General features: G+C 60.6%; 17 protein-coding genes. 3 read left to right on the top strand and 14 right to left on the bottom strand.

What is annotated here, in order from left to right:
- Positions 1 to 46: 46 nt before the first annotated feature.
- Positions 47 to 2,347, top strand: coding sequence for a tetratricopeptide repeat protein (locus tag VJ464_25205; GenBank protein HKQ08443.1), 2,301 nt, complete (start codon positions 47 to 49; stop codon positions 2,345 to 2,347).
- A 285-nt stretch (positions 2,348 to 2,632) separates the two neighbouring features.
- Positions 2,633 to 5,716, top strand: a complete 3,084-nt coding sequence (locus VJ464_25200; protein HKQ08442.1) for a VWA domain-containing protein — start codon at positions 2,633 to 2,635, stop codon at positions 5,714 to 5,716.
- A 75-nt stretch (positions 5,717 to 5,791) separates the two neighbouring features.
- Here the strand turns inward: VJ464_25200 and VJ464_25195 are convergent, their stop codons facing one another.
- The 7 genes from VJ464_25195 to VJ464_25165 all read right to left on the bottom strand — a co-directional run bounded on the left by VJ464_25195 (position 5,792) and on the right by VJ464_25165 (position 14,903).
- Positions 5,792 to 7,051: an ABC transporter permease gene (locus VJ464_25195; protein HKQ08441.1), complete on the bottom strand. Its 1,260-nt coding sequence runs from the start codon at positions 7,049 to 7,051 to the stop codon at positions 5,792 to 5,794.
- Between the two features lie 9 nt (positions 7,052 to 7,060).
- Complete coding sequence (locus tag VJ464_25190; protein HKQ08440.1) at positions 7,061 to 8,305, bottom strand: ABC transporter permease; 1,245 nt, start codon at positions 8,303 to 8,305, stop codon at positions 7,061 to 7,063.
- A gap of 148 nt (positions 8,306 to 8,453) precedes the next feature.
- Positions 8,454 to 10,013 carry a M48 family metalloprotease gene (locus tag VJ464_25185; GenBank protein ID HKQ08439.1) on the bottom strand — a complete coding sequence of 520 codons (1,560 nt, stop codon included), beginning with the start codon at positions 10,011 to 10,013 and terminating at the stop codon, positions 8,454 to 8,456.
- A 180-nt stretch (positions 10,014 to 10,193) separates the two neighbouring features.
- A complete protein-coding gene (locus VJ464_25180) occupies positions 10,194 to 11,267 on the bottom strand; it encodes a DUF4956 domain-containing protein (GenBank protein ID HKQ08438.1) in 1,074 nt (357 codons plus the stop codon).
- A gap of 204 nt (positions 11,268 to 11,471) precedes the next feature.
- A complete protein-coding gene (locus VJ464_25175; protein HKQ08437.1) occupies positions 11,472 to 12,572 on the bottom strand; it encodes a carboxylate-amine ligase in 1,101 nt (366 codons plus the stop codon).
- Positions 12,573 to 12,594: 22 nt separating this feature from the next.
- Positions 12,595 to 13,935, bottom strand: a complete 1,341-nt coding sequence (locus tag VJ464_25170) for a hypothetical protein (protein ID HKQ08436.1) — start codon at positions 13,933 to 13,935, stop codon at positions 12,595 to 12,597.
- A gap of 11 nt (positions 13,936 to 13,946) precedes the next feature.
- Complete coding sequence (locus VJ464_25165) at positions 13,947 to 14,903, bottom strand: hypothetical protein (GenBank protein HKQ08435.1); 957 nt, start codon at positions 14,901 to 14,903, stop codon at positions 13,947 to 13,949.
- Positions 14,904 to 15,156: 253 nt separating this feature from the next.
- Between VJ464_25165 and VJ464_25160 the strand changes: the two genes are divergently transcribed.
- Positions 15,157 to 16,086, top strand: a complete 930-nt coding sequence (locus tag VJ464_25160; GenBank protein ID HKQ08434.1) for a hypothetical protein — start codon at positions 15,157 to 15,159, stop codon at positions 16,084 to 16,086.
- Between the two features lie 116 nt (positions 16,087 to 16,202).
- On the opposite strand, the gene VJ464_25155 is transcribed toward VJ464_25160, so the two are convergent.
- The 7 genes from VJ464_25155 to aroF are packed head-to-tail and all read right to left on the bottom strand — an operon-like array spanning position 16,203 to position 23,082.
- Entirely contained in the window at positions 16,203 to 16,532 is a 330-nt protein-coding gene (locus VJ464_25155) for a hypothetical protein (protein HKQ08433.1), read from the bottom strand.
- Complete coding sequence (locus tag VJ464_25150) at positions 16,525 to 18,456, bottom strand: redoxin domain-containing protein (GenBank protein ID HKQ08432.1); 1,932 nt, start codon at positions 18,454 to 18,456, stop codon at positions 16,525 to 16,527. Before VJ464_25150 ends, VJ464_25155 begins: the two co-directional genes overlap by 8 nt.
- 30 nt (positions 18,457 to 18,486) lie before the next feature.
- Positions 18,487 to 19,668, bottom strand: coding sequence for an acetyl-CoA C-acetyltransferase (locus VJ464_25145; GenBank protein ID HKQ08431.1), 1,182 nt, complete (start codon positions 19,666 to 19,668; stop codon positions 18,487 to 18,489).
- Positions 19,669 to 19,680: 12 nt separating this feature from the next.
- Positions 19,681 to 20,346, bottom strand: coding sequence for a hypothetical protein (locus VJ464_25140; GenBank protein ID HKQ08430.1), 666 nt, complete (start codon positions 20,344 to 20,346; stop codon positions 19,681 to 19,683).
- 14 nt (positions 20,347 to 20,360) lie between these two features.
- Positions 20,361 to 21,110: a metallophosphoesterase family protein gene (locus tag VJ464_25135; protein HKQ08429.1), complete on the bottom strand. Its 750-nt coding sequence runs from the start codon at positions 21,108 to 21,110 to the stop codon at positions 20,361 to 20,363.
- Between the two features lie 45 nt (positions 21,111 to 21,155).
- Entirely contained in the window at positions 21,156 to 22,025 is an 870-nt protein-coding gene (locus VJ464_25130) for a prephenate dehydrogenase/arogenate dehydrogenase family protein (protein ID HKQ08428.1), read from the bottom strand.
- Between the two features lie 19 nt (positions 22,026 to 22,044).
- On the bottom strand, positions 22,045 to 23,082 hold the full coding sequence (gene aroF, locus VJ464_25125) for a 3-deoxy-7-phosphoheptulonate synthase (protein ID HKQ08427.1): 1,038 nt from the start codon (positions 23,080 to 23,082) through the stop codon (positions 22,045 to 22,047).
- Positions 23,083 to 23,109 lie beyond the last annotated feature (27 nt).

Genomic DNA, 23,109 nt, shown 5'->3' with positions numbered 1-23,109 from the left:
TACGCGACGTAGGAGCCTGCGCCCTTTCGCTCATACGGAAAGCTGCATGACTACGAAACCTATTCTGCTCGCCATTACCACGCTGCTCGCCGCCCTGGTGCCGCTCGCCGCAGCGCAGACTCCCGACCCACAGCGCCCGCAGGGAAAGCTCGTCGCCGTCGTCGTCGGCGTTTCAAAATATGCGAAGCTCGGCGGCGGCCAGCAGCTTCAATTCGCTGACCGCGACGCCATGCTCATCGCCGAAACCTTGAAGAAGGCCGGTGTCGCTCCGGATAACCTGAAAGTATTGGTCGCGCAGGAAGCGACGGTCGCGGCCATCAAATCAGCTATCGGTAATTGGTTAGCCCGCACGGCGGGCGCAGACGACACGGCGGTCATTTTCTTTTCAGGGCATGGTTTTTTCGAGCAGGAATACGGCGAAGCCTATCTGCTCGGAGCTGACTCTGACGCCAAAGAGCCATTTGCGACGGGAATCTCGCTCACGGAAATCAAGCAGGCGCTGGCTGTGCGAGTCCACGCTCGCCGCGTGTTGCTGATCGCCGACGCGATGCGGCGCGATTTCTTTGACCCGGAAGCCAACGGCGCCGCGACCACAGGGTTTCTGAAGGCGCTCGACCAGTTGGCGACCGAGCGGCCTGGCCTTTCGGTCATTGCGGCGAGCGGCCCGAATGAATATTCGCGTGAGGGTCAACGGTGGAATGGGCAAGGGGTTTTCGCCAGGCACCTCGCCGCTGCTATGGCGACAGGTCAAACCAGCGACCGAAACAATGATGGCTGGTTGACGGCGGACGAGTTGCTCGGCGTCCTTGCGCCGCTGGTCGCCGAAGACACGGCCAACAAGCAACACGTCTGGCATAGCAACACCTCATTAAATCAATTCGCGCTCGTCAGCCTGCCGCGCAGCGCCGGCACTCCCGTTGTCACCGCAAAAGAGGTACAAACCACAAAACCAGAAGCGCCGCCAATCGCCACCGCATCGCCGGCTTTGGCAGCAGAGATGAAGAACCCGCCGCCTGTCGTCAATAAACCGCCAGCCGCTGGCAGGCCGGCACCCGCCGTGTTGAGAGCGCCTGAAGTCACCGACGCGCGCCCTGACGCCGCCGCGGTCCAGCCCGCGTCCAGTAAGGCGACAGCGCCCGCTACACCGCCGACAAGGCCCGATTCGCCTGCGGCCGGAACTGGCACACCGCCCGCGGAGAAAAGCCTCGCACGAGCCGAACCGGCTGCCGTTCCCGCGACAACGAATCCAACACCTGCTGCAACTAGTCCAACGCCTGCGGCGACCAGGCCCGCGCCGACAGCGGTGACGCCTGCACGAAAGCCGGCGGCCGCGCCGCCGCCGACTGTCGAAATTGCGACTGGCGAAACGGTAAGCATCCCTTCGGGGGGCGCGGCGACAACCGCTATGACCGCCGTGAACCTCCCGCCGGCGCCGCGCCCGATGGCTGCCTTGCCTAGAGTTGGCGAGGTTGCTGCCGAGCCCGCACGTCGAGTTGAAACGGCGGCGCCGTCTTCGCCCGTGCTCACGTCAACGATTGAGGCAGCGCCTTCGCCTCTAACCCTACAGCTCCAGGCCGCCATCGCCTCGAAGAACCTGCTGGAGCCGAAGCAGGCAAGCGCCTGGGACATCTATCAGCGGCTCGCCGCCGATCCGGCGACCGCTTCAGACGCGGCGCGACTGCGGCCCGCGCTCGCCGACGCGCTGGTCGCCGCGGGCCGTGAGATGGTTACAGGCCATGTTTACGCGGACAGCATCGCCGACCGCGTTGACGACTTTCGCCGCGCCGGCCAGATGCTGGCGCGCGCCCGGTCGCTCAATGGGGGGAATCCCGAAATCAGCACGCTTGAAAAATTGAGCGCCACCGAAGCGCTCATCGCTTTGCAGTTTTATGACGAAGCCGAGCGGGCGCTCGCTCAGTTGCAGGCCGTCAAGCTGGCCGCCGTCGAGAACGCGCTGGGCCTGGTGTATCAAGGGAAGTTGGACAACTTCCGCGCCGAACGCGCCTTTAAGCGGGCCGTCGAAATAGACCCGAACTGGGCAGCGCCCCACTACAACCTGGCTTTGCTTTATCGCAGTCAGCAGAACGAGGCGGCGCTTGGCGAACTGGAACAAGCGGCGACGCTCGACGCCAAGAACGCGGCCATGCACATGGCGCTGGGAGACGAATACTTCGCCAGGCAACAGTGGCCGCGCGCTGCCGAGAGTTATCGCAAAGCCATCGCGGTGAAGCCCGGCGACGACAACCTCCACACCAAGCTCGGCCACGCGCTCTACAGCCAGGGCTTGCAGGCGGAAGCCGACCGTGAGTATCAACGGGCGCGCGAGCTTCGCAGCCATCAGCAATAGCGCAGGGCCATTCAGTTCTGCGAAACAGGGATGAAAGAAAAACACAGAGGCACGGAGGCACGGAGGCACGGAGTCTTCTCTGTGTTCCCTCCCTGTCTCTGTGTCTCTGTGTTTAATTCGTCTTTATGAATGTCGAGAACTGATTGCCCTGGCAATAGCGCGGCAGATTCGCCGCTCGATCTTCATGAATACTGATCTCGCCAGCATAATTGGCGATAATGCCCTGCCCGTCCCGCACACCCATTTGCCAGCGGGCGCACTCCTGGTTAATCATCTTTATTGGATATGGATTCGACAGAAAAAGAGATCACGCGAAAGCTCAAAAAGCACCTCAAAGGCATCACCGCCGCGACGCTCGACGTGCTGGCCAAGCGGCTCGGTGTGCTGCCCGCCGAACGCATGCTGCTGACCACCGACATCGGCATCTCGCTTGCGACCTTAAACCTGCGCGCGGCGGTGGAGATGATGAAGGCCTCGCCCGAAGTCTCGCGGCTGATTGATGCCTCGGACATGCGTATCTGGGGCGAGATCGGCAAGCGGCTGTCGGCGACCAGTGCCGAAGCCGCCGCCACCTTCTTTCAATCAAGCGCCGCCGTCATAGACACCATTCCCGAAGACCTGCGCTCGCCCGTCCTGCGGCTGGTGAATAAACAGGCGGCGCTCTCTGCGAACACCGCGATGGACAGCTTTAGAAGCGCGCCGCAGATCATCCGGGCGATTAATGAGGTGGAGATGGCGGCGCAGATGCTGACCATCTCGCTTGAGCTGGCCCGCCATTCGGTCAAGCACAGCCATGACCTTTTCGTCGCCGCGCCGCAAGTGCTGTCGCAGATCAAAGTCAGCGGCGATGAATCACTGGTGCGTCGCGCACTGACCCTGACGGCGTCATTCGCCTACAGGTCGGGCGGCACCGCGGCAGAGTTCTTCGCCGACCTGCCGGCGGTCTTCAGTTCCGCCGAGCGCCAGCCCGTCGAGAAGCTCTTTACCATCACCGAGTCGTACCTGGATCGCAGCGGCGGCGTCGCTTTGCAATACTTCAAAGCGGCCAGCCGCGTCCTGACCATCGCCGGCATTGACTCATTCGAGCGCTGGACTGATCTGGCCAAACGCGTTGCCCTGCAAGGCAACGCCGCCAGTTATCACTTCATGAAGCAAAGCCCGCAGATCATCGCCGAGCTTGGCGCCCGCGCTCGCGCCAACCGGCGGGCCGAAGTCATTGCCGGCGTCCTGCAAGTGGTCGAAGAGATCGCCGACCGCAACACCGCCGCGGCGGTCGAATGCTTCAAGGCGAGCCCGGTTGCTTTGAGCGCCGCCTCGCTCGGCCAGTTCCGCGAATGGGCGCGGCGCGGCATCGAGCGCAGCACAGACAACCCGCGGCGCGTCCAGGCGTATTACGCCCTCGAATCAAAAGCCAGCCAGGAGGCGCTGTTTAAGATCGAAGGCGGCCTGACGCTCGATGCCGTATCGCACACGTTGCGCCTTTATGTCGAAGGCTTGACGGGGCGCGTGCTCACCATCGCGTCGCTGTCGGCAATTCCTGACGAATCGCGGATCGGTGACGGCAAGACGATCTATCTGCCATCGGTGGTCGCCGAGTTCGAGGAAGAGCGCGAAAACTTCCGCTTGTTCAAAGTTCTGGCCGCGCATGGCGCCGGGCAGATCGAGTTTCAAACCTACTCGATAGACGCGCCCGACACCCTCGCGGCGATGGCTGAAACGCAATCGGCTTTCGCGGGCCGCCGGCCCAGAGATCGGAAGTCAGAAGGCAAGGAGAAAAAGGGCGAGGGCAAAAAGTCGAAGAAGAGTCCGGGCCATCCGCAATCCGCACCCGAAGTGAATTTCCTCACCGTGCTTTCAGAGTATCCGAATGCCGAGCTGGCGTTGCGGTTGTTCACGACGATTGAAAATGGGCGCATCGATTTCCTGCTGCGGCAGACCTACCGCGGCATCCGGCGCGACCTCGATTTCGTGCGCCAGCGTTTGCGCGAGCGCCGCCCGCACATTGAAGACATCCCGGCGCACTTCGTCCCCTTCGAGCTGCTCTTTCAAGCGGCGATCTGCGGCGGCGCGACCGACGCGATGCGCCGCGCTTACCCGACGGTCGTGCGTGACATTGAAGCTATTCTCGGCTATTACATCTTTCGCACGGATGCCACGGTCGCTGATTCGCTGATGGCGACGCGGCAGATTTACGAGCTATTCACTGAGCAGCCGGCGCAGGGCGACACGCAAAACGATCAGCCAGACGATGGCGGCAGCGGCGAGACTCAGGGCGAGTCCGCCGTACCCGATACCGGCGAATCATCCGCCGACCAGCAACAAGTCGAAGCCCGCGAAGACCCTTTCAGTTTCTGGTCGAGCAACCAGACGCAAGAGGTCGCGCCCGACAGCGAGCTGCTGCAACACCTGAGCGGCGGCGAAACCGTCGAGCAGGATTTGCAGAAAGGCGACACGGCGTTTTACTACGATGAGTGGGATCGCGAGCTTGGCGATTATCGTTCGCGCTGGTGCCGCGTCATTCAACGCAGCGGCACGCGCGGCGGTCGCAGTTTCGTCGAGCTCGTCCGCAGTCGCTATGCCGGTGTCATCTCATCGATCCGCTATCAATTTCAATTGCTGCGCCCCGAAAACCTGCGGCGCATTCGCGGCGAGGTGGACGGCGAAGATTTCGACCTGCAAGCGGTGATTGACTACGCTCTGGACAAGCGCAGCACAGGCTTGATCGATGATCGGCTCTACACGCGCAAGCTGCGGCGCGAGCGCGACGTGGCCGTGTCATTCCTGCTCGATATGTCAAGCTCGACGGCGCGCACCATCAGCCGCAATCCGAGCTATCATTACACACAGCCCGGCCAGCGCATCATCGATATCGAGAAAGAGGGACTGGTGCTGATGAGCGAAGCGCTGGAAGCCGTTGGCGACATCTATTCGATTCAGGGCTTCACCAGCGAAGGCCGGCGCAACGTCAAGTTTTATGTCGTCAAAGATTTCAGCGAGCGCTATTCGGCGGATGTCGAGAAGCGCATCGGCGGCATTACCTATCAAAACAACACGCGGCTGGGAGCGGCCATCCGTCACGCTGCCGCCCGGCTCTCGGCCCAGGAAGCGCGCACCAAGCTGTTAATCGTGCTGTCGGATGGCAGACCCTATGATCACGACTATGGCGACAGCCGCTATGCGCGCGAAGATACGCGAATCGCCTTGCGGCAGGCGCGCATTGATGGCGTCGTGCCCTTCTGCATCACCATAGACCGCGAGAGCGAAGACCAGTTGCGTGATATGTACGGCGAGGTGGGCTACACGATCATCGACGACGTGTTGAGCTTGCCGGAACGCTTGCCGGGGATTTATAGCCGTCTGACGACATAGCAGGGGCTAGAGGCTAGGGGCTAGGGATTAGCGGCCGGAGGTTTTCTCTAGTCCCTAGTCCCTAGCCCCTGATGCCTACTCGTAGCGCAGTGCTTCGATGGGGTCGAGGCGCGAGGCTTTGCGCGCCGGCCAGACGCCGAAGGCCAGGCCGATGCCGATTGAAACGCTCAGTCCGGTAACCACCGCCCACATCGGCACCGATGCGGGCAGCGACGGGAAGATCAGCATCAATAAGTAGCTCGCGCCCACCGCCAGCCCGACGCCGAGGACGCCGCCTAAAAACGTCAGCGTCATGGCTTCAAAGAGGAACTGGCGGACGATGTCGCGGCCACGCGCGCCGATGGCTTTGCGGACGCCGATCTCTTTGGTGCGCTCGGTGACGCTCACCAGCATAATGTTCATCACGCCGATGCCGCCGACCAGCAAGCCCACCCCCGACACGGCGATGGCAATCAGGCCGACCATCGCGAAGATGCTGTCGAACTGAGTCACCAGCTTATCCACGGTTTGCAGGTCAAAGTTATTCGGCTCGCTGTATTTCACGCCGCGTTGACGGCGCAGAATCTCTTCGCACTGGTCGAGCGCCTCGTGAATCTTGCCGGTCCTGGCGCGGATGTTCAGCAGAATCCATTCGCTGCGGGGCGACATCTTGCGCCCGGTGTGGTAAGGAATGAAGACCGAATTGTCCTCGTCATTTTCGCCCATGAAGAAAGCGACCTTGCGTTTATCGAGGACGCCGACGATCTCGAACTCTTTGCCATAAAACTGCACCTTCGAGCCAATGATCTGGTTCTGTGTCGGGAACAATGCCTCGGCGACCATCGGGCCGATCACCATCACGTCGCGCTTGTGCTGGTCGTCAATCTCGTTGAAGAAGCGCCCCTCGGAAATATTGATGTTGGTGACGCCGGCATAATTCGCCGAAACCGCGCTGATGTTACCCTGCTTGTACTTCACATCCCCATTCGTAATCGTGCGCTGCTCGCCCTGAAGCCAGAGAAATAACTGGCTCGACACCGCTTCGACCGCCGGGGCCTGGTTGCGTAAGGCGTCGGCGTCTTCGTCGGTGAGCGGTTTGCGGTTGCGTTCTGACCGGTCGCGCCCGCCCATCTGGATGCCAGACGAGAGGTGAAAGGCGTAGATGTTATTAATGCCGAAGTCTTCGACGTACTGAATCAGATTGGAGCGCAAGCCAGTCAGCAGCGAAGCGATGGCGATCACCGTCGCCACGCCGATGACGATGCCAAGCACGGTCAGGAAACTGCGGAACTTGTGCGCCCGCACATTGTCGAGCGCCATGGTCAGGACTTCTTTGGACATGTAAGTTCTTTTCATGGCTGCTCCTCAATTCTTCGACAGCGCGACAATCGGGTCGAGCTTCGCGGCTTTCATCGCCGGATAGATGCCAAAGATCATTCCGATGCCGCCCGACGCGAATAGCGATAAAATGATGTACCCGAAGGTGATCGTCATCGGCACCGGCGTTGAAACGGAAATCAGCCAGGCGACGAAGGACGCAAGCAGCAATCCGAAGAAGCCGCCGAAAGCCGTAAGCAATCCTGACTCGATTAAAAACTGCATAAGGATATGTCGGCGTTTTGCGCCCAGCGCCTTGCGCAAGCCGATCTCGAAGGTTCGCTCGGTGACGCTCACCAGCATGATATTCATCACGACGATGCCGCCGACGATCAGCGAGATCATGGTGATCGGCGTCACCACGAGCGCGATGGTGCCGGTAAATTGATCTACGGAGTTGTTAACCGACTCAACGTCAACCATCCCGAAGTCGTCGAGCTGATTGCCCATCAGCTTGTGCTTGTTGCGCAGCTCGATGCGCGCTTCTTCGATGGCTTTCTGGAATTGTTCGCGGCTCGCCGATTTTCCATGCACCTGCAAAGACTGACGGCGACCGAACATGCGCTGCCAGGTGGTCAGCGGAATGTAAACCATGTTGTCCATCGAGTTGCCGAACATCGCCCCGCGCTTCTCTTCGACGCCGACGACCGTCATCGGCAGGTCTTTGATCTTCAGCGTCTTGCCAATGGGGTCCTGACCGGCAAAGAACTTCTCTTTCAGATCGTCGCCGATGACACAGACCATCTCGGCGCGCTCGACCTCGTGTGTCAGGATGAAGCGCCCTTCGGCAATCGTCTTGTCTTCGATTTCGGCCATGTTGGAGGTGACGCCGGAGATGATGGTGCCGAAAAGTTCCTGGCCGTCGTGCTTGAGGTCTTGCATGGTGTTGGCTTGCGCGCCGACTTCGGTGCAGGTAGCGCACTGGTGTTGCAACCACTCCGCGTCTTCCCACTTCAGCGGCTTGTTGCGCTTGTTCATGGCTTCCCACTCTTCATCAGAAAGGTGACCGACGGACGCCATCCGGGCGATCATGAAATGGTTGACGCCGAGCACTTTCGAAATTCGCTCGGTGACATAAGAATTCAGCCCGTTAATCGAAGCGCCGACACAGACCACCGAGGCGACGCCGATGATAATGCCGATCAGCGTCAGGAAAGCCCGCAGCTTGTGCGCGAATATCGATTGCAAGGCAATCTTCGCCGCATCAATATAAAATGAATAAATAGTTCTCATAGTAGCGAATCCCCAGTCGTGGCTGGCCTATTCGGTTTACGACTCTATAGCCGAGAATGTTTACGCTAATTTATACGCAGGCGGGACGGGCCGAGAGTGCAGAAGGAGCGTCTGCCGAGCCAGGATTTCCCGACTCGGCAGACTTGTTTCAGCGGTTCACGACGAGGGTGCTGGCGATGTGGTCAAAGGCGCTCTTGTAATTGCCGTATTCGTCCGTCGGCGCTACAAAGATCACGTAGAGCAGATCGCCATTGTCGGTGAACGTGGTCAGCAAGGTCACAGTCTCGGGACGCCCGGTGACCTCTGAGACGTTGTGCAACGAAACCGCCAGCGCATTGCGACCGCTCACGGTCGTGCGCCAGGGCGAGCCGCTGCGACGCAATTCGCTATTGCCCTGCGCTAGCGACTGGATCAACTCATCGGTCGCTGCTTGCAGGTTGCTGCTCGACGCGCGCGTCAGCTCGACCTGCGCTCCATGCGTGAAGGCGATGTTTCCATTCTCCGAATGGTAGCCGCCTTCTGGCGCGTAGGTCACTTCGTTATTGTCTGTGCGGATTTCGCGCCAGTTATCAGGCACCGACAGGCGCACCAGCCCGGCGTCGTAAGTGCGGTAACGCGACGACGGGTAGCCGACATTGCGCGATCCCCCGGCATCCGTGTCGCGCGGATAACGACGCACGTCGCGATCCGTCCGCTCGGTCTCGTCGGGATAGCGGCGGGGGTCCCGATCCGTCCGTTCGGTTTCGTCCGGGTAGCGACGCGAATCCGGGTAGCTCTGATCGTTATCCTGCGGGTAACGCCGCGAATCGTCCTGCGGATAGCGCCGCGAATCGGGATAGCGCCCACCGTTGCGCGCGGCTTCGCTCATCGAGCGGGCGCGCGGCATATCGCGCAGACGCGCTTGAATGTGGTGGAAGTCCTGCGAATCGCGCTCGCCGTTTTGAACGTTCAACAGCTCGGCCTCGTGGTTGATCGCTTCAAAGCGGTTGCCGGGGTTCGGGTGATCGCTCATCCACTCAGGCCCGCCCTTGCCGCCCGTCTGTTCGAGAATGCGAAACATATTGGCAAGCTCATGCGGGTCGTAGCCGGCGCGCGCCATAATCTGCGCGCCGAGCATATCGGCCTGGCGCTCATAATCCCGGCTGAAGCGCAGAAAAGCCGCGCCGATGCCCATCTGGCCCGCCGCGCCGACCACCTGGCCCGCGCCGCCGCCGATGACCGCGCCGAGTATCTGCGCCGCAACCGAGCCGACCTGATACTTTTGCGCTTTGGCCGCCTGCGCCGTGCCGTGCCGCAAGGCGACGTGGCTGATCTCGTGCGCCATCGCGCCTGCGAGCTGGCCTTCGGTCTGCGCCGTCTCGATCAACCCGCGATTGACATAGGTAAAGCCGCCCGGAAGCGCGAAGGCGTTGACATCACGCACGTCAACGACCTTGTAGGTATACTGGAACTCCGGGTGTTGAAACTCGCTCGGAATCGCTTCGGCCAGCCGCGCTCCGATGCGCGCGACGTATGCTTGCGAGGCGCTGTCGTTGAGCAGCGGCATCTGGCGCTCGGCCTGCTGCGCCGCCTGTCGCCCTAGCTCTACGTCTTTTGAGGGACTGTAAGGGTTTTTCGGAGCGATGACGCGGGTTTGCGCCAGAATGCCCAAAGGCAAAATGAGCAACGCCACTAAAAGGCTGGCGCTGAAACTTCGAATCCTACTCATAGCAACCTCCACGAATCACGCCTCAATGGATTTATTGTTTAAATCGAAATCTCGACTCCACTCGGACGGTTCGACCAGAACCATTGTATAGGATTCTTCAAACGTCGTAAAAGTTGTAGCCCGACGACTGCCGACCGCCGCTCATCTCTCCCGCGGCGGTCGGCAGTCGTCGGTCATTCATCAGCGATAAATATAGGACTGACTCTTCTTCTGATCCCAGGACACAGAGTCTATATGCTCCGGGTCGGAGGCGAAAATTTCTTCGCTCAGCTTATCGGTGCTGATACGCGGGCTGATATTGACATAGTAGACGATCTTGCCCATCGGATCGGCTTCGTCTTCGCGGTCAATTTTGCGCAGCTCGGAAGTCAGTTGATAGCGGTCAAAGATTTCGCGCAACATCTCGTCGGTCTCATCAACGCGGCGGGTCATGACCATTAACTCAAGCGAGCGGAAGACCTGCGCCGGCTCGTAGTATTCCAGCACCCACAGCATCACCAGCACGAAGAGCGCCGAAATCACCGCCAGCTCGATTTTGCCTACGCCGGTCGCCAACCCGACGCCAAGACAGACCAGCAAGACGGTGATCTCTTTCGGGTCGCGGATGTTGGTGCGGAACCTGACCAGCGAGGCCGCCGCAAAGATGCCAAAGGCGCGCGCCGCATTGTCTGCGACGATCATCATCATGGCCGAAGCGACGACGGCGAGCAGAATTTGGGTTTGCGCGACATACGGATTGCGCTGCATGACCGGCACGTCTTTACGCGGGCGGAAGGCCAACAGCGAGGTCAAAAGCGCGGCCAGTGCCAGCCTCAAAGTGATGCGCGCAGCCATCGCGACGACGCCTTCTTCAGGCAGGTTGGCATCCGTTTGCGAACTTGGCAGACCGGGAATTGGCGAATCACTGGCCGCCGGCGTCGCCGGTTGGGTGGCCGGTTGTGCAGGCGCGGTCGCAACGGGCGGCGTCCGTGCAGGGGTTGTCGTGGTCGTCCGCGAAAAGATAAAGTAGGTCGCCAGCGCCAGGATCGCCGTGGCAATGACGATAGCGCCGACGATGATCGCCGGTTTGGGAATTGACTTCGTCAGACCTCTGCCACGCCGAGGCCGCCGCCCGCCGTCACCGGCGCGACGTATTGCTTCCTGCGCTTCGTGACGGACACGCTGGTATGACAAATCATCGCTCCAGCGCCGATCTCTTTCATCGTGCCAATCGTCGTATTCGTCTCTGCTGAACCGGTCGTTGCGGTCGGGCATATCGCTCTCCTATACACATATAAAAATTGCTGAGCAGTAGAGAGCAAGCATCGTGCCCGTTGGGTGAGGCGCGGGGCGGCGGATTCAAGCTATTGAATCCAGGGGTGATGTGGCAATGCTTAGCGATCTGTTCAGGCGGCGAAGGCGTTGCCGGCAGTTCCGTGACTGCTTTTAATACTGCGAGGTTGTTGGGAAGAGCGTCGCCTACTCGACGCCTTCCATCGTTTCAGCGATAACCTGATGAACAACCGCTTTGAGATCGTTGGTTTCGGCAAACTTGCGTAACTGGCGGTCGGCGCTGGTGCCTTGCTCAAGAATGGTGTGAACATATTCCAGCTCTTTGCGGCAGCCCAGCTCGTCTACGACATCGTCAACGAAGTCGAGCAGCTCAAGGATCAGGTCGCGCACCGGCACTTCTTTCTGCTTACCGAAATCGATCAGCTTGCCCTCAAGCCCCCAGCGCACCGCCCGCCACTTGTTCTCCTGGATCAGCGCGCGGCGATAGAGGCGAAATCCCATATTCTGCCGGTAGAGCTTGTAGAGCTTGGCGGTGATCGCCTGGAAGAGCGCCGCCAGCGCCAGCACCTCATCGATGCGCGAGGGCAGGTCGCAGATGCGAAATTCGAGGGTCGGGAAGTTCGGGTGCGGGCGCACGTCCCACCAGATTTTTTTCGGGTTGCTGATGCAGTTGGTCTTCAGCAGCAGGTTGACGTAGTTGCTGAACTCGGAATGCGACGAAAAATAATCAGGGATATCCGTGCGCGGGAATTTCTTGAAAATCTCTGAACGGTAGCTCTTCAAGCCTGTGTTCGTGCCCATCCAGAAAGGCGAGCTGGTCGAAAGCGCCAGGACGTGCGGCAGGAAATAGCGCGCCGCGTTCATCAGGTGAATCTGCGCCTCGCGGTCGTCAATGCCGATGTGGACGTGCATGCCGAAGATCAACAGCGATTGCGCCAGCATCTGCATCTCGTTAATCAGCGCGTCATAGTGCTCGTGCGGCGTGATCTTCTGATCTTTCCAGCTTGAGAAGGGATGAGTTGAAGCGGCAGCGATGCGCAGGCCCTTTTTGCCCGCCAGCTCTGAAACCGTACGACGCAGGCGCACCAGCTCGGCGCGCGCTTCCTGAATGTTTTCGCAGATGGCGGTGCCGACCTCGACCATTGACTGATGCATTTCGGGCTTCACCTGCTCGCCGAGGATCATGCGCCCTTCCTCGATCATCTCGGTGATGTGCGAGCGCAGCTCGCCGGTTTCGGGATCAATGATCTGAAACTCTTCTTCAATTCCCAGCGTGAAATTCGCCATCAAATTCTCCTTAACTTAGCCATCAATCGCACAGCAAGGTCGGCACCATGCCTGCGCCCGAAGTGACGTTGGCCAGCGACGACGAGGACAGGCGCGTGAAGCCGCCCTGCACTTTGCCGAAGAACAGCAGCGGGTCAACGTCGAGCAATTGTTCGATCATCTCAACGCGGCCTTCCGCCTGATCAATGTAGGGGAACAGCTCGCGCGACGTGGTGACGCGCTCCTGCGCCAGGTAATCGCCGCGCAGCGCCGCTTCAATGGCCGCATCCCATTCGCCCTCGCTCGACTCCCAGCCGATATAAACGCCGTGCCCGCCATAGTCATCGTTCGGCTTCAGCACCAGGTTATGGCGCTGCTCGCGGATGTATTCAAGCAAGTCCACCTCTTGCCCGGCGTGCGTCGTGCGAGCGGCTTCGACGCGCCGCGTCCACGGGACGTGTTGCGCGATGGCCCGGCGCTCGGCTTCGGTGAAGTAATGCTGATGGCGCTCGTCGGTCAGCACGCCGAAGAGCATCTTCTTGTGGACGTACTTGGTGCGGAACGAATTGACGAAGACGGCGGCCTGTTGTTTGTAAGCGTTGATGAAGTCGCCGCACTCGTCCTTCTTCTCAAGCAGCTCGGTCGTCAGCACGCGGCGGTAAACCAGATCAATGCGGAAATCTTCGTGATAGAGCTCGCCGCCGCGGAGGCTGACCTCGCGCGGGTCGGCAATCGTCGCCGCGTAGCCGTGCTGCTCGAAGTAAGCTTTAAACATCTCGAACTCGCGCTGCGTCGGCAAGCCTTTGTAATCCACGATGCCGATTTGCGGGCGCTCGCCCTGGCCGCGCGCCACCGCGTAAATCTTCAGCAGCGCGTCGAGCATGTGCTGGCGGCAATACATCGGCGCGACATCGTGCGTCTTGCGGAACTCGCGCATCAGCGGCAAGTCCATGAATATCTCCGCCGCCACATCGGCATAAGCGATGCCCGCCGGGCATTCGGCGTTCAGCTCAACGAACTGATAACTGCTCGTGGTCAGGAACGAATCCAGGCGCGAGGTGACAGAGACGTCCGGGTATCCGGGGTCTACGGCGACCAGCTCGCGCTCGCCCGCGGTCAGCCCGATCTGCTCCAGCATCAAAGCGTCGCCGGGCGCTTCGCGTCCGACCTTTTCAATGGCGCTCCAGACGGTCTCGCAAGCCGCGGTGATGCGTCGCCATTCGTCGCGGGTGACGAAGTGGGGCCGCAGGTAAGGCGTCAGCAAGCGCCCGCCAAAGATCAATTGCACCTCGTTCAGGCGAGCTTCAAGAAAATCGCGTGACGCTTCAAGCAACTGCGGCTGCCGCTCGATCAGCGCGTTGTATTCCTGCACGGCGTCGCTCATCGGGGTCCTTTCTATGCGCCGGCAATCTGGCCGACGCCGGGCCGCTTGATCTCGTCGTTGAGCAGATCGATCCAGCGATGCTGCTTCAAGGTCGGCTCGCCGTGCAGCGCCGTGTCTACGGCGAGGTCTGCGACCTTCTCGACCATCCACTTGAAGTAAATTGACCCGACCGACCACCAGTCGGCGTCGGGCGCGGGGTTCATGTAATCAATCGCGTAGGGGATGCCGTCTTTGATCGCAAACTCGACGGTGTTGATGTCATAGCCGAGCGCTTCGTTAATCAGAATGGTCTCGCGGCGCACGCGATCTTCGGTCGCCGGGTCGAGGTAATTGTCAACCACCAGGTAACGCTGGAAGGTCGGGTCGTAAGTCATCGGGCAGACATCGCGCTTGCCGATGCAGTACGAGCGCACGTAATGATCGAAGGGGATGAACTCCTGCAAGACCATGCAATCGGTGCCGCTGGCGTCGTACTTCTCCATCAGCTCTTCGAAGGTGTTGACCCGCGACACCCCGCGCCAGCCGCCGCCGTCGTACGGTTTGATGAACGCCGGCAGGCCGACATAATCGATGATGCCCTGCCAGTCGAGCGGGTATTCCAGGTTGCGTAAGCTCTCCGACACCACGCCCTCTTTATACTCTTTCTGCGGCAGCAGCACGGTCTTGGGGATGGCAATGCCGAGGTAAGTGGCCAGCGAGTAGTTGAAGAATTTATCGTCCGCCGTCCACCAGAAGGGATTGTTTAGCACCTTGGTGCCTGAAAGCACTGCCGACTTCAAGTAGGCGCGGTAGAACGGAATCTCATGCGAGATGCGATCTACGATGGTGTCGTATTCGAGCGGCGCGGCCATGCGCACCCCGCCAAGCTTGACATATTCGGCGGTGACGCCGGCGTTCCGCCCGTTGATTTCGCTGATGAGCGCCTGCGGAAACGTCCCCTCGCGCCCGACGAGTATACCAATCTTCATAGCTCCCTCCGATTTCTTAGCCTGCGGGGATTCTATAGCAGTGATTTCAAGGCGGCAACCAAAAGTCCCGACCGCTTGTGCAAGGCGCAGCCGGTGTTGAATGGCGCGCAATAACGTAGGGCAGCGGCATTCTCTCGGTGGCGCGGCGACCGGCTGCGCCGGCGCTTCGTGATGTGCTAGAATCTTTTGGGTTGGAAACACTACCAGAGGTTATCCCAGTAAACTGATTTAGAGTTTTGGAGGAGAAGCTAACTTGGGACGCTTGATTGCCACGCGATACATCAGTGCCACGCGGCACGTTTTTGCTCTACTGCTCATCGCTTTCATCACCGGCGCACCGCTGGCCATAGCACAGCGCCCGGCGGCGCCGGCTCAACAGAAAGACGATAGCAAGCTGCCGTCAGATAAAGAGCTGGAAAAGAAGAAAGCCGAGGCCAAAGCCACGCAGACGAAGCTGTCGCCGGTTGAGCTGCTGGTTGAGACGGCGATTTTTGCTTATGGCGGGCGTAAAGGGCTCGAAACCGCGCGCGCCGCCATTCAAGAGGAAGGCACGATCCGGCTGGCCAGCGATCAGGGCGACCTGACGGGCAATTACAGCCTGCGCGCCATGCGGCGCGAGAAGTCCTGGCAGGATTTGCTGCGCGTTGACCTGGAGATGATGTCGCCCGGCAGCGCCGATGGCAACCGGCCGGCCATCAAGTACGTCATCGGCTTTAACGGCGCTAGCGTCTGGTCGGCGCAGAACGGCCAGTATATGACTTTGAATCCGAGCGCCGAGCGCGCCTTTCGCGCCCAGTTGACGCACGAATACACGGCCCTGTTGCGCTACAAAGAAGACGGCTCGAAGATCGAGCTGGTCGGCCCGGACACGGTGGTCGGCGTCGAGACAAACATGATCGACCTGACGACGCCCAACGGCGACAAGACGCGCTTCTGGGTCAGCGTCAAGACCTATCGCGTTGTGCAGTGCGAGTATGAAGTCAAGCTCGACGACAGCCAGCCGCCGACGAAATACCTGCTGAAATACTTCTACACGCCGTTCAAGGTGGTGCAGAACACGCTCGTGCCTGTACGCCGTTTGATGACCCAGGATGGCAAATTTGTTCAGGAGATCATCATCAACACGGCGGTCTATTCAGCGAAGATTGACCCGGAAGTCTTTCAGCACCTTCAGGAGCAATGAAGAATTGCGGATTGCGGATTGCGGATTATCGAACTCATCCCTGAATTCTATTCAATATTGGGCAATATTAAGCTCTGAAGAGAATCCGAGGTTCCAGATTCCGCAATCCGCAATTCCTAAAGTCCCAGGTACTCATTAACCGTGATGCCGACGCGCTGAAGAAAGCGGTCGGCCATCGAAGGCAGGTCGTCAATCGTTTCATCCAGCGATAACCGCTCGACGCGCCACATCGGCACGAAGACATGACTGAGGCCGATGTTGCGCTCGCCACGAACGATCATCGCCGTCCAGTCGTCGAACGCGTTCAGATCGATGCCGCGCAGGAAAACCCCCGCCGTGTTCAGCTCATACATCAAGCCCCAAAGCTTTTCGCGCGGGCTGTGCAGATAGACGATCACCGGCGAGCCGGGTGTAATGCGCATCAAAGGGTGGCCCATTTCATTCATTCGTCACCTTCGAATTGTCGCCGGCGGGTTTCTCGCTCAGTAGCTCATCGATGCGCCAGCTCAGCCGCTCGACGTAACGGTCGGCATCGCCGCCCATTCCCTGTTCGCGGAAGGCGACGCGCCCCCGGCGGTCAAGAATAACCATCGTCGGGATGCCGCTGACGCCGAACGCCCCGGCCCCGGTTTCATCATAAGCCACGGGCAGGCGAAAACCGTTGCGCTCGATGAAGGGGCGAACGGCGAGCCTGCGCTCGTCCACGCTGATGGCAAGAAAAATCACCTCCGGGTTGGCGGCGTATTTCTTGACGGCTTCCTGAAGCCGCGGCATCTCGACCATACACGGCCCGCACCATGTCGCCCAGAAGACCAGCACCGCCACTTTGCCTTTGAGGTCCGCAAGGCTCACGGCTTTCTTGTCGAGCCGTGTCACTTTGAAGTCGGGAGCCGCCACATCCATGCGGGTCGCCAGCAATCGCCGCTTCTCTTCGTCGCGGACTCCCGCGGTCGTCGTCGTCAAAGCGCGATAACGCTGCATGGCTTGATCGAAGTCTGCCGAGGCCGCCTGCGCCGTGCGCCCAAGCTTGCTGTAAACCAAGGGCAGTTGCGATTGGACGATTCGGTTTCTGTAATCTTCATCGCTGACGGCGGCGAGCAAGTACTTCGCGGCCTTATCGTACTTGCCTTGCGCCTGATAAAGCTCGGCAAGCCAGAGAACGCGGGGCGGCAGGCCAAGCTCGCGCAGGTCGGCATCACGCCAGAGGACATAGCCGTCGCGTTCGACCTGCTTGACGACCGCTTCCAGCGGGCCGCTCAACTCGCCAGCGGCGTCGGCAATCCGTCCCTGCCGCAGATGCACGAAGCCGAGCGCCATCTGCGCGTCCAGTTTGAGCCGCGCAATCAGCGGCTCGCGGTCGGCGGGCGGCTCGCCGGCAACCAGCGGCGAATCCGTCGTCAGGCCCTGCGCGATCTTCACGGCGTCTTTAGCGACCGCTTCAGCGTGATCGAGATTGCCGTGCCGCTCGGCAAGAACGAGCGCGACTTTGGCTCGCGCGAGAACCATCAAATAAGCCGTCCCCGTCGCATGAGCGATCCACGCATCACCGATTTCCGCGAGGCGAGCGATGGGCGACGCCGCTTGCTGGGCCCGGATGCGAAACATCTCTGAATAAATCAGCGAAGCGCGCGGGTCAGCGGGATAACGGGCGATGAAGGCGTCAAGCAGGCCGGCCCGCTTGTCGTTGTCCGGTTCTTCAAAAGCGCGCTGAGCAAGAATGTTTTGTGCCCAATCGCCTTTCGGATACTCACTCAATACACGGTCATTGATCTTCTCCATCGCCTGTTCATCGGCGATCATCTCGAAGCCCTTGCTGGCGATGGCGAGCGCCGGCTCGCTCTTGTTTGCGGCGAGCAGCCGGTCAATCTCCGCGCGGACCGCTTGCGCCTGCGTTTCAATGTCCGGCCGCTTCAACATCACTTCCCACTTGAGCGCGTAGGCGGGCAGGTAGGTGGCGTCGCGGCCAATCGCGCGATCACAGACCGCGATGGCTTCGTCATTTCGCCGCGTCAGCATCAGGGCAGCCGCGAGCGAATGAAGCAGGTCGGGGCGCTGCGGCGCCAGCTCGACGGCGCGGCGAAACGACTCGAATGCCTTTGCCTCAAGCGCGGCGTCTCTGGTCGCCACACTCTTGACGAAGCGGGTCTTGCCGAGCCGCTGGTACAGGTCGGCGGCATTCGGCTCGCGTTTAAGGGCGTCTTCCAGCAGCACGATGGCTTCATCATAACGCTGCTGCTTAATCATCAGGTTGACGGCTTCTTCGGATGTTTGGCTGGCAGAGGCTTGCGGCTTTTCCGGCTGCTGCCGCGCCATTGCCGCGGGCACGATAAGGAAAAGTAGAAGGTTAAGGACAATTACTTTGCGACTCATGCAGATGATTCCTCCACGCGCGGCTGGCAATTATCGCTCGACGATCATGGCGATTCCCTGCCCGCCGCCAATGCACAGCGCCGCGAGCCCGCGCCGGACGTTGCGGCGACGCATCTCATAGAGCAAGGTCACCAGGACACGCGCGCCGCTTGCGCCAATCGGATGACCCAGAGCGATTGCGCCGCCATTGACGTTGACGCGCGCCGGGTCAAGGCCAAGCTCACGGACGACGGCGAGACTCTGCGCCGCAAAGGCTTCGTTCAGCTCGAACAGATCGATATCGGCAAGCGTCAGCTCGGCTTTTTCAAGAGCCCGCTCAATGGCCGGCACAGGCCCCATTCCCATTAGCTTAGGATCAACGCCGCCCGCCGCGTAAGCGACAATGGTTGCCATCGGCGCCAGCTCCATCAAACGAACGCGCTCCTGGCTGGCGACAATGAGCGCCGCCGCGCCGTCGTTGATCCCCGAAGCATTGCCCGCCGTCACCGAGCCGTTCTCTTTCATAAACGCCGGGCGCAATTTCGCCAGCGCATCCGCGTTGGTAGCAGCGCGCGGGTACTCGTCGGTTTGAAAAGCCAGCGGCTCGCCTTTCTTCTGCGGGATCATGACCGGCACGATCTCTTCCTTGAAGCGGCCCGCGGCGATGGCTTCGGCGGCACGGCGCTGGCTCTCCGCGGCAAAAGCATCCTGATCGGCGCGCGCGATGCCATACTTGGCGGCGACGTTTTCGGCGGTAATCCCCATGTGGCAACCGGCCAGCGCGCAGGTCAAGCCTTCGCTCAACAGCGAATCGATCATCTCGCCGTTGCCCATGCGATAGCCCCAGCGCGCCTCCTTTAACAAATAAGGCGCGCGGCTCATCGATTCAACGCCGCCGGCGATAATCAAGTCAGCGTCGCCGGCGACGATGGCTTGCGCGGCCAGGGCAACGGCTTTCAGCCCGGAGCCACACACCTTGTTGACGGTGAACGAAGGCACCGCATCAGGGATGCCGGCGGCGATTGCCGATTGCCGCGCCGCGTTCATGCCGCCGCCGGCTTGCAGCACGTTGCCCATAATGACTTCTTCAATGTCGCCCTTATCTATTCCCGCACGCTGCGTTGCGGCTTCGATAACGACGCGCCCTAGCTCGCGGGTTGGCGTGTCTTTGAGTGCGCCGCCAAACGACCCGATAGCCGTTCGCGCGCCGCTGATAATGACGGCTCGTGTCATGATGCTTCCCTCTTAACGCTCGCTGACGCGCACATCATCAAACGCTTGATCGTTCTGTGCGTAGCAGAACAGCCCGACCTTGCCGCTTCTGTAAGCCGTGTCCCGCACATCAAACAATGGCTGCCCATCCAGCTTGCCGCTCAGGTGGTCGCCCTCGGCGGTGACCTCGATTTGGAGCTCGGCTCCCTGCTTATAAGTGCGCTGTGTCGACCAAAGTTCAGTGTAGTCAGCGCCTTCGCGTTTGTCTAACCGCGCCAGCGGGCCGCCGCTCATCCCATCATTGATGAGGAGCAGGCGATAGAAATGCTCGCCGTCCTGTAGGCGAAAGACCACGCCGAAGCCGTCGTTGTCATTCGCCTTGGCTTTCACAGTGAAGGCGTAATCCCGCCAGCTTGCGAAGCCCGCGACCAACATGGTGCCGTACCAGCGCCCAATGAAATCGCCGCGCCGGCCCCAGATATTGCTGCGCTGGTGCAACCAGCCGTCCGCTTCGACGCGCCACACCGATGGCCCCTCGACCGTTTCAGGATCGTCCATCACCGCCCAGCGCGTCAGCTCGCCGCCGTGAAATCGCTCATCAAGCAAGATGCTTTTGCAGGCGAGCACGCCAAGCAGCGCCGCTAACCACAGCGCGCAAGCGAGCCTTCGCGCGACGCTTGCGGAGAGGGCGATTCGCATTAGGGCGAGGGGCTTCACAAAGCGACTTTGGCGGGTTGAGCGGCGGGCTTGCGCGAGCGCAGCCGTTCGACTTCGACATGGCCTGCGGGATGGGCTTGGTACAAAGCGAAGTTTTCAACCTCGATGCAAGAGAGCGGGCTTTCACTGTCGCCACTGGTATCTATGCCGACGCAACTGCCGTGGATGTAGATGCCGAAGCGGCGCGTGCGCCCGTCTTTGGGCAGATAATGCGTCGGCGTGTGGCCAAAGAAACAGAGCTTGCCTTCATAGCCTCTGAAGAAGTCGAAATCGCGAGTCCAGAGCAGCACGTCCGGGTCGGTGTTCTCCGGCAATTCGCCGGGGATCAACCCGGCGTGAACATAGATCGCCTGCTCGTCTTCGTGATAGTAGGGCAAGCTGCGCATGAACTCGACGTGCGCTTCGGGGATGTGAATATCGGAAACGTCCTGCAATTCGTCGAGGTCAAACCCATAGCCGGTCAGCGTCGCCAGCCCGCCGTTTTCAGGGATCAGCCATTGCAAGTCGCCATAGTCGAGACAATCGAGCATCATCTGTTCGTGGTTGCCGCGCAGGACGACGACGTTCGGGTTATCGTTTGCAAGTTTCATGATGCGCTCGATGACACCGGGCGCATCCGCCCCACGGTCGATGAGATCGCCCAGGAAAACGATCTTGTCATTATGAATATCCCACGGCACGTTGTGGATCAGTTGATCCAGCAGATGCGGTCGCCCGTGAATGTCTCCGATTACATAAGTCGCCATGAATAATGTCCTTCAATGAGTTCAATTCTTAGTAACGGTGCTTCATCATTTTTCGGCGCGGCGCATCAGCTCGTTAGCGCGGCGAAAGGCGGCGCCGGTCTGCGTCAGGCCGCCGCCTGCCGCCAGCTCCCCGCGCAGCGTTTCAAGCGTGCCGATGATGCGCCCGAGCGCGGCGGCAATCTCATCACCATTCGTCGCGCAAATATCTTCCCACACCGACCAGTGGCTTGCCGCCAGCCGCGTCATATCCGCAAAACCCGCGCCCGCCAGTTGCGGCATCATTTCATCGTTGGCGTCGGCGACACTGACGGCCAGCGCGGTCGCCAATACTTGCGGCGCATGACTGATGGCCGCGACCACATGATCATGACGCTCGGCGCTCATAACCACGGGCCGCGCGCCGATGGCGCGCACCGCTTCAATGAACAGTCGCAACGCCACCGCGTCCAAACCCTTCGGCACAGGGTCTTCGCCAATCAAGGCATAAGCCGAATCGCGGAAAAGGCCGGCCCGCGCATTGGCCAATCCGCGTTCGTGACTGCCGGCCATCGGGTGGCCGCCGATAAAAGTCGCGCCCTCGGTAATCGCCGTTCGCGCGGCCCCGCAGACCTGCCTTTTGGTGCTGCCGGCGTCGGTGACAATCGCGCCGCGTTTCACCTGTTTGCCATGCGTTTGCAGAAAATCCAGAATGCCGCCGACCGGCGCCGCCAGGTAAATCAGGTCGGCAGGGCAGAAGCCGCCGCCGGCAAACGATTCTTCGATCTCGTCAATCAGGCCGCGCCGCAGCGCCTCTTCCAGCGTCGCCCGATCATCCCAGCCGCTGATGCGCCGGGCAAGGCCCGCCTCTTTCGCCGCCATCGCAAACGACCCGCCGATCAACCCGACGCCGACGATGGCAAGCCTCTCAAAGATCATAAGCCCTTCACCTGCCGCCTCAACGGCTCGCGGCTTCGACGCCCGGCGCAAGCTCGCGGTCCACGGCGCGAGCGATCAGCCGCAGCCGGTGCATCAACTCTTCAAACTGCTCGGGCAGCAATGACTGCGCGCCATCGCAGAGCGCCGATTCCGGGTCGTGATGGACTTCGATCAACAACCCATCGGCACCCGCCGCCACTGCCGCCTGTGCCAGCGGCGGCACCTTGTCGCGGCGGCCCGTGGCGTGGCTCGGGTCGGCGACGACCGGCAGGTGCGACAGCTTCTTGAACACAGGGATGGCCGAAATATCGAAGGTATTCCGCAGATAAGTGTCAAACGTGCGGATGCCGCGCTCGCACAGAATGACATCGTGATTGCCGCCCGACATGACGTATTCGGCGGCAAGCAGAGTTTCTTCGATAGTCGCCGCCGGGCCGCGTTTCAGCAGCACAGGCTTGTTGATGCGCCCGACTTCGCGCAGCAGGTTGAAGTTCTGCATGTTGCGCGCGCCGATTTGCAGGATGTCAACGTAGCGAATGAAGAGCGGAATCTGCGACGGCTCCATGACTTCGGATACGACCAGCAAATCGTTACGGTCTGCCGCCTGCCGCAGGTACTTCAAGCCCTCCTCGCCCATGCCTTGAAATGAATAAGGCGAGGTGCGCGGTTTGAAAGCGCCGCCGCGCAGCACTTTCGCGCCCTGCGCCGCAACGATCTCGGCAATCGCCATCACCTGATCGCGGCTTTCGACCGTGCAAGGCCCGGCCATCATGATGACCTCTGGCCCGCCGATGACGACATCTTTAATCTTGATCTGCGTTGATTCGGGTTTGAAGCTGCGGCTGGCGAGCTTATAGGTCGAAGTGATGCGATGGACTTCCTTGACGCCGTCGAGCAACTCGATGTCGCGCGTGTCAACGATGCGCCCGCCGACCGCGCCCAGCACGGTGTACTGCACGCCCGTCGAACGGTGAATGTCGAATCCTAACCTGACCAGCTTCTCGATGACGGCGGAAATCTGCTCGTCGGTCGCCGCCTCTTCCATCACAATGACCATAGCGCGCTCCTGAAAACTCGGCGTGAA

It is taken from the genome of Blastocatellia bacterium, assembly GCA_035275065.1.
Taxonomy (GTDB): Bacteria; Acidobacteriota; Blastocatellia; order UBA7656; family UBA7656; genus DATENM01.
This window is presented reverse-complemented; position numbering and strand designations above follow the sequence as displayed.

What these genes read in the sequence shown, in the direction of transcription:
- VJ464_25205 (HKQ08443.1), top strand. Translation starts at nt 47, where the DNA reads ATGACTACGAAACCTATTCTGCTCGCCATTACCACGCTGCTCGCCGCC.
- VJ464_25200 (HKQ08442.1), top strand. Translation starts at nt 2,633, where the DNA reads ATGGATTCGACAGAAAAAGAGATCACGCGAAAGCTCAAAAAGCACCTC.
- VJ464_25195 (HKQ08441.1), bottom strand. Translation starts at nt 7,051, where the DNA reads ATGAAAAGAACTTACATGTCCAAAGAAGTCCTGACCATGGCGCTCGAC.
- VJ464_25190 (HKQ08440.1), bottom strand. Translation starts at nt 8,305, where the DNA reads ATGAGAACTATTTATTCATTTTATATTGATGCGGCGAAGATTGCCTTG.
- VJ464_25185 (HKQ08439.1), bottom strand. Translation starts at nt 10,013, where the DNA reads ATGAGTAGGATTCGAAGTTTCAGCGCCAGCCTTTTAGTGGCGTTGCTC.
- VJ464_25180 (HKQ08438.1), bottom strand. Translation starts at nt 11,267, where the DNA reads ATGCCCGACCGCAACGACCGGTTCAGCAGAGACGAATACGACGATTGG.
- VJ464_25175 (HKQ08437.1), bottom strand. Translation starts at nt 12,572, where the DNA reads ATGGCGAATTTCACGCTGGGAATTGAAGAAGAGTTTCAGATCATTGAT.
- VJ464_25170 (HKQ08436.1), bottom strand. Translation starts at nt 13,935, where the DNA reads ATGAGCGACGCCGTGCAGGAATACAACGCGCTGATCGAGCGGCAGCCG.
- VJ464_25165 (HKQ08435.1), bottom strand. Translation starts at nt 14,903, where the DNA reads ATGAAGATTGGTATACTCGTCGGGCGCGAGGGGACGTTTCCGCAGGCG.
- VJ464_25155 (HKQ08433.1), bottom strand. Translation starts at nt 16,532, where the DNA reads ATGAATGAAATGGGCCACCCTTTGATGCGCATTACACCCGGCTCGCCG.
- VJ464_25150 (HKQ08432.1), bottom strand. Translation starts at nt 18,456, where the DNA reads ATGAGTCGCAAAGTAATTGTCCTTAACCTTCTACTTTTCCTTATCGTG.
- VJ464_25145 (HKQ08431.1), bottom strand. Translation starts at nt 19,668, where the DNA reads ATGACACGAGCCGTCATTATCAGCGGCGCGCGAACGGCTATCGGGTCG.
- VJ464_25140 (HKQ08430.1), bottom strand. Translation starts at nt 20,346, where the DNA reads ATGCGAATCGCCCTCTCCGCAAGCGTCGCGCGAAGGCTCGCTTGCGCG.
- VJ464_25135 (HKQ08429.1), bottom strand. Translation starts at nt 21,110, where the DNA reads ATGGCGACTTATGTAATCGGAGACATTCACGGGCGACCGCATCTGCTG.
- VJ464_25130 (HKQ08428.1), bottom strand. Translation starts at nt 22,025, where the DNA reads ATGATCTTTGAGAGGCTTGCCATCGTCGGCGTCGGGTTGATCGGCGGG.
- aroF (HKQ08427.1), bottom strand. Translation starts at nt 23,082, where the DNA reads ATGGTCATTGTGATGGAAGAGGCGGCGACCGACGAGCAGATTTCCGCC.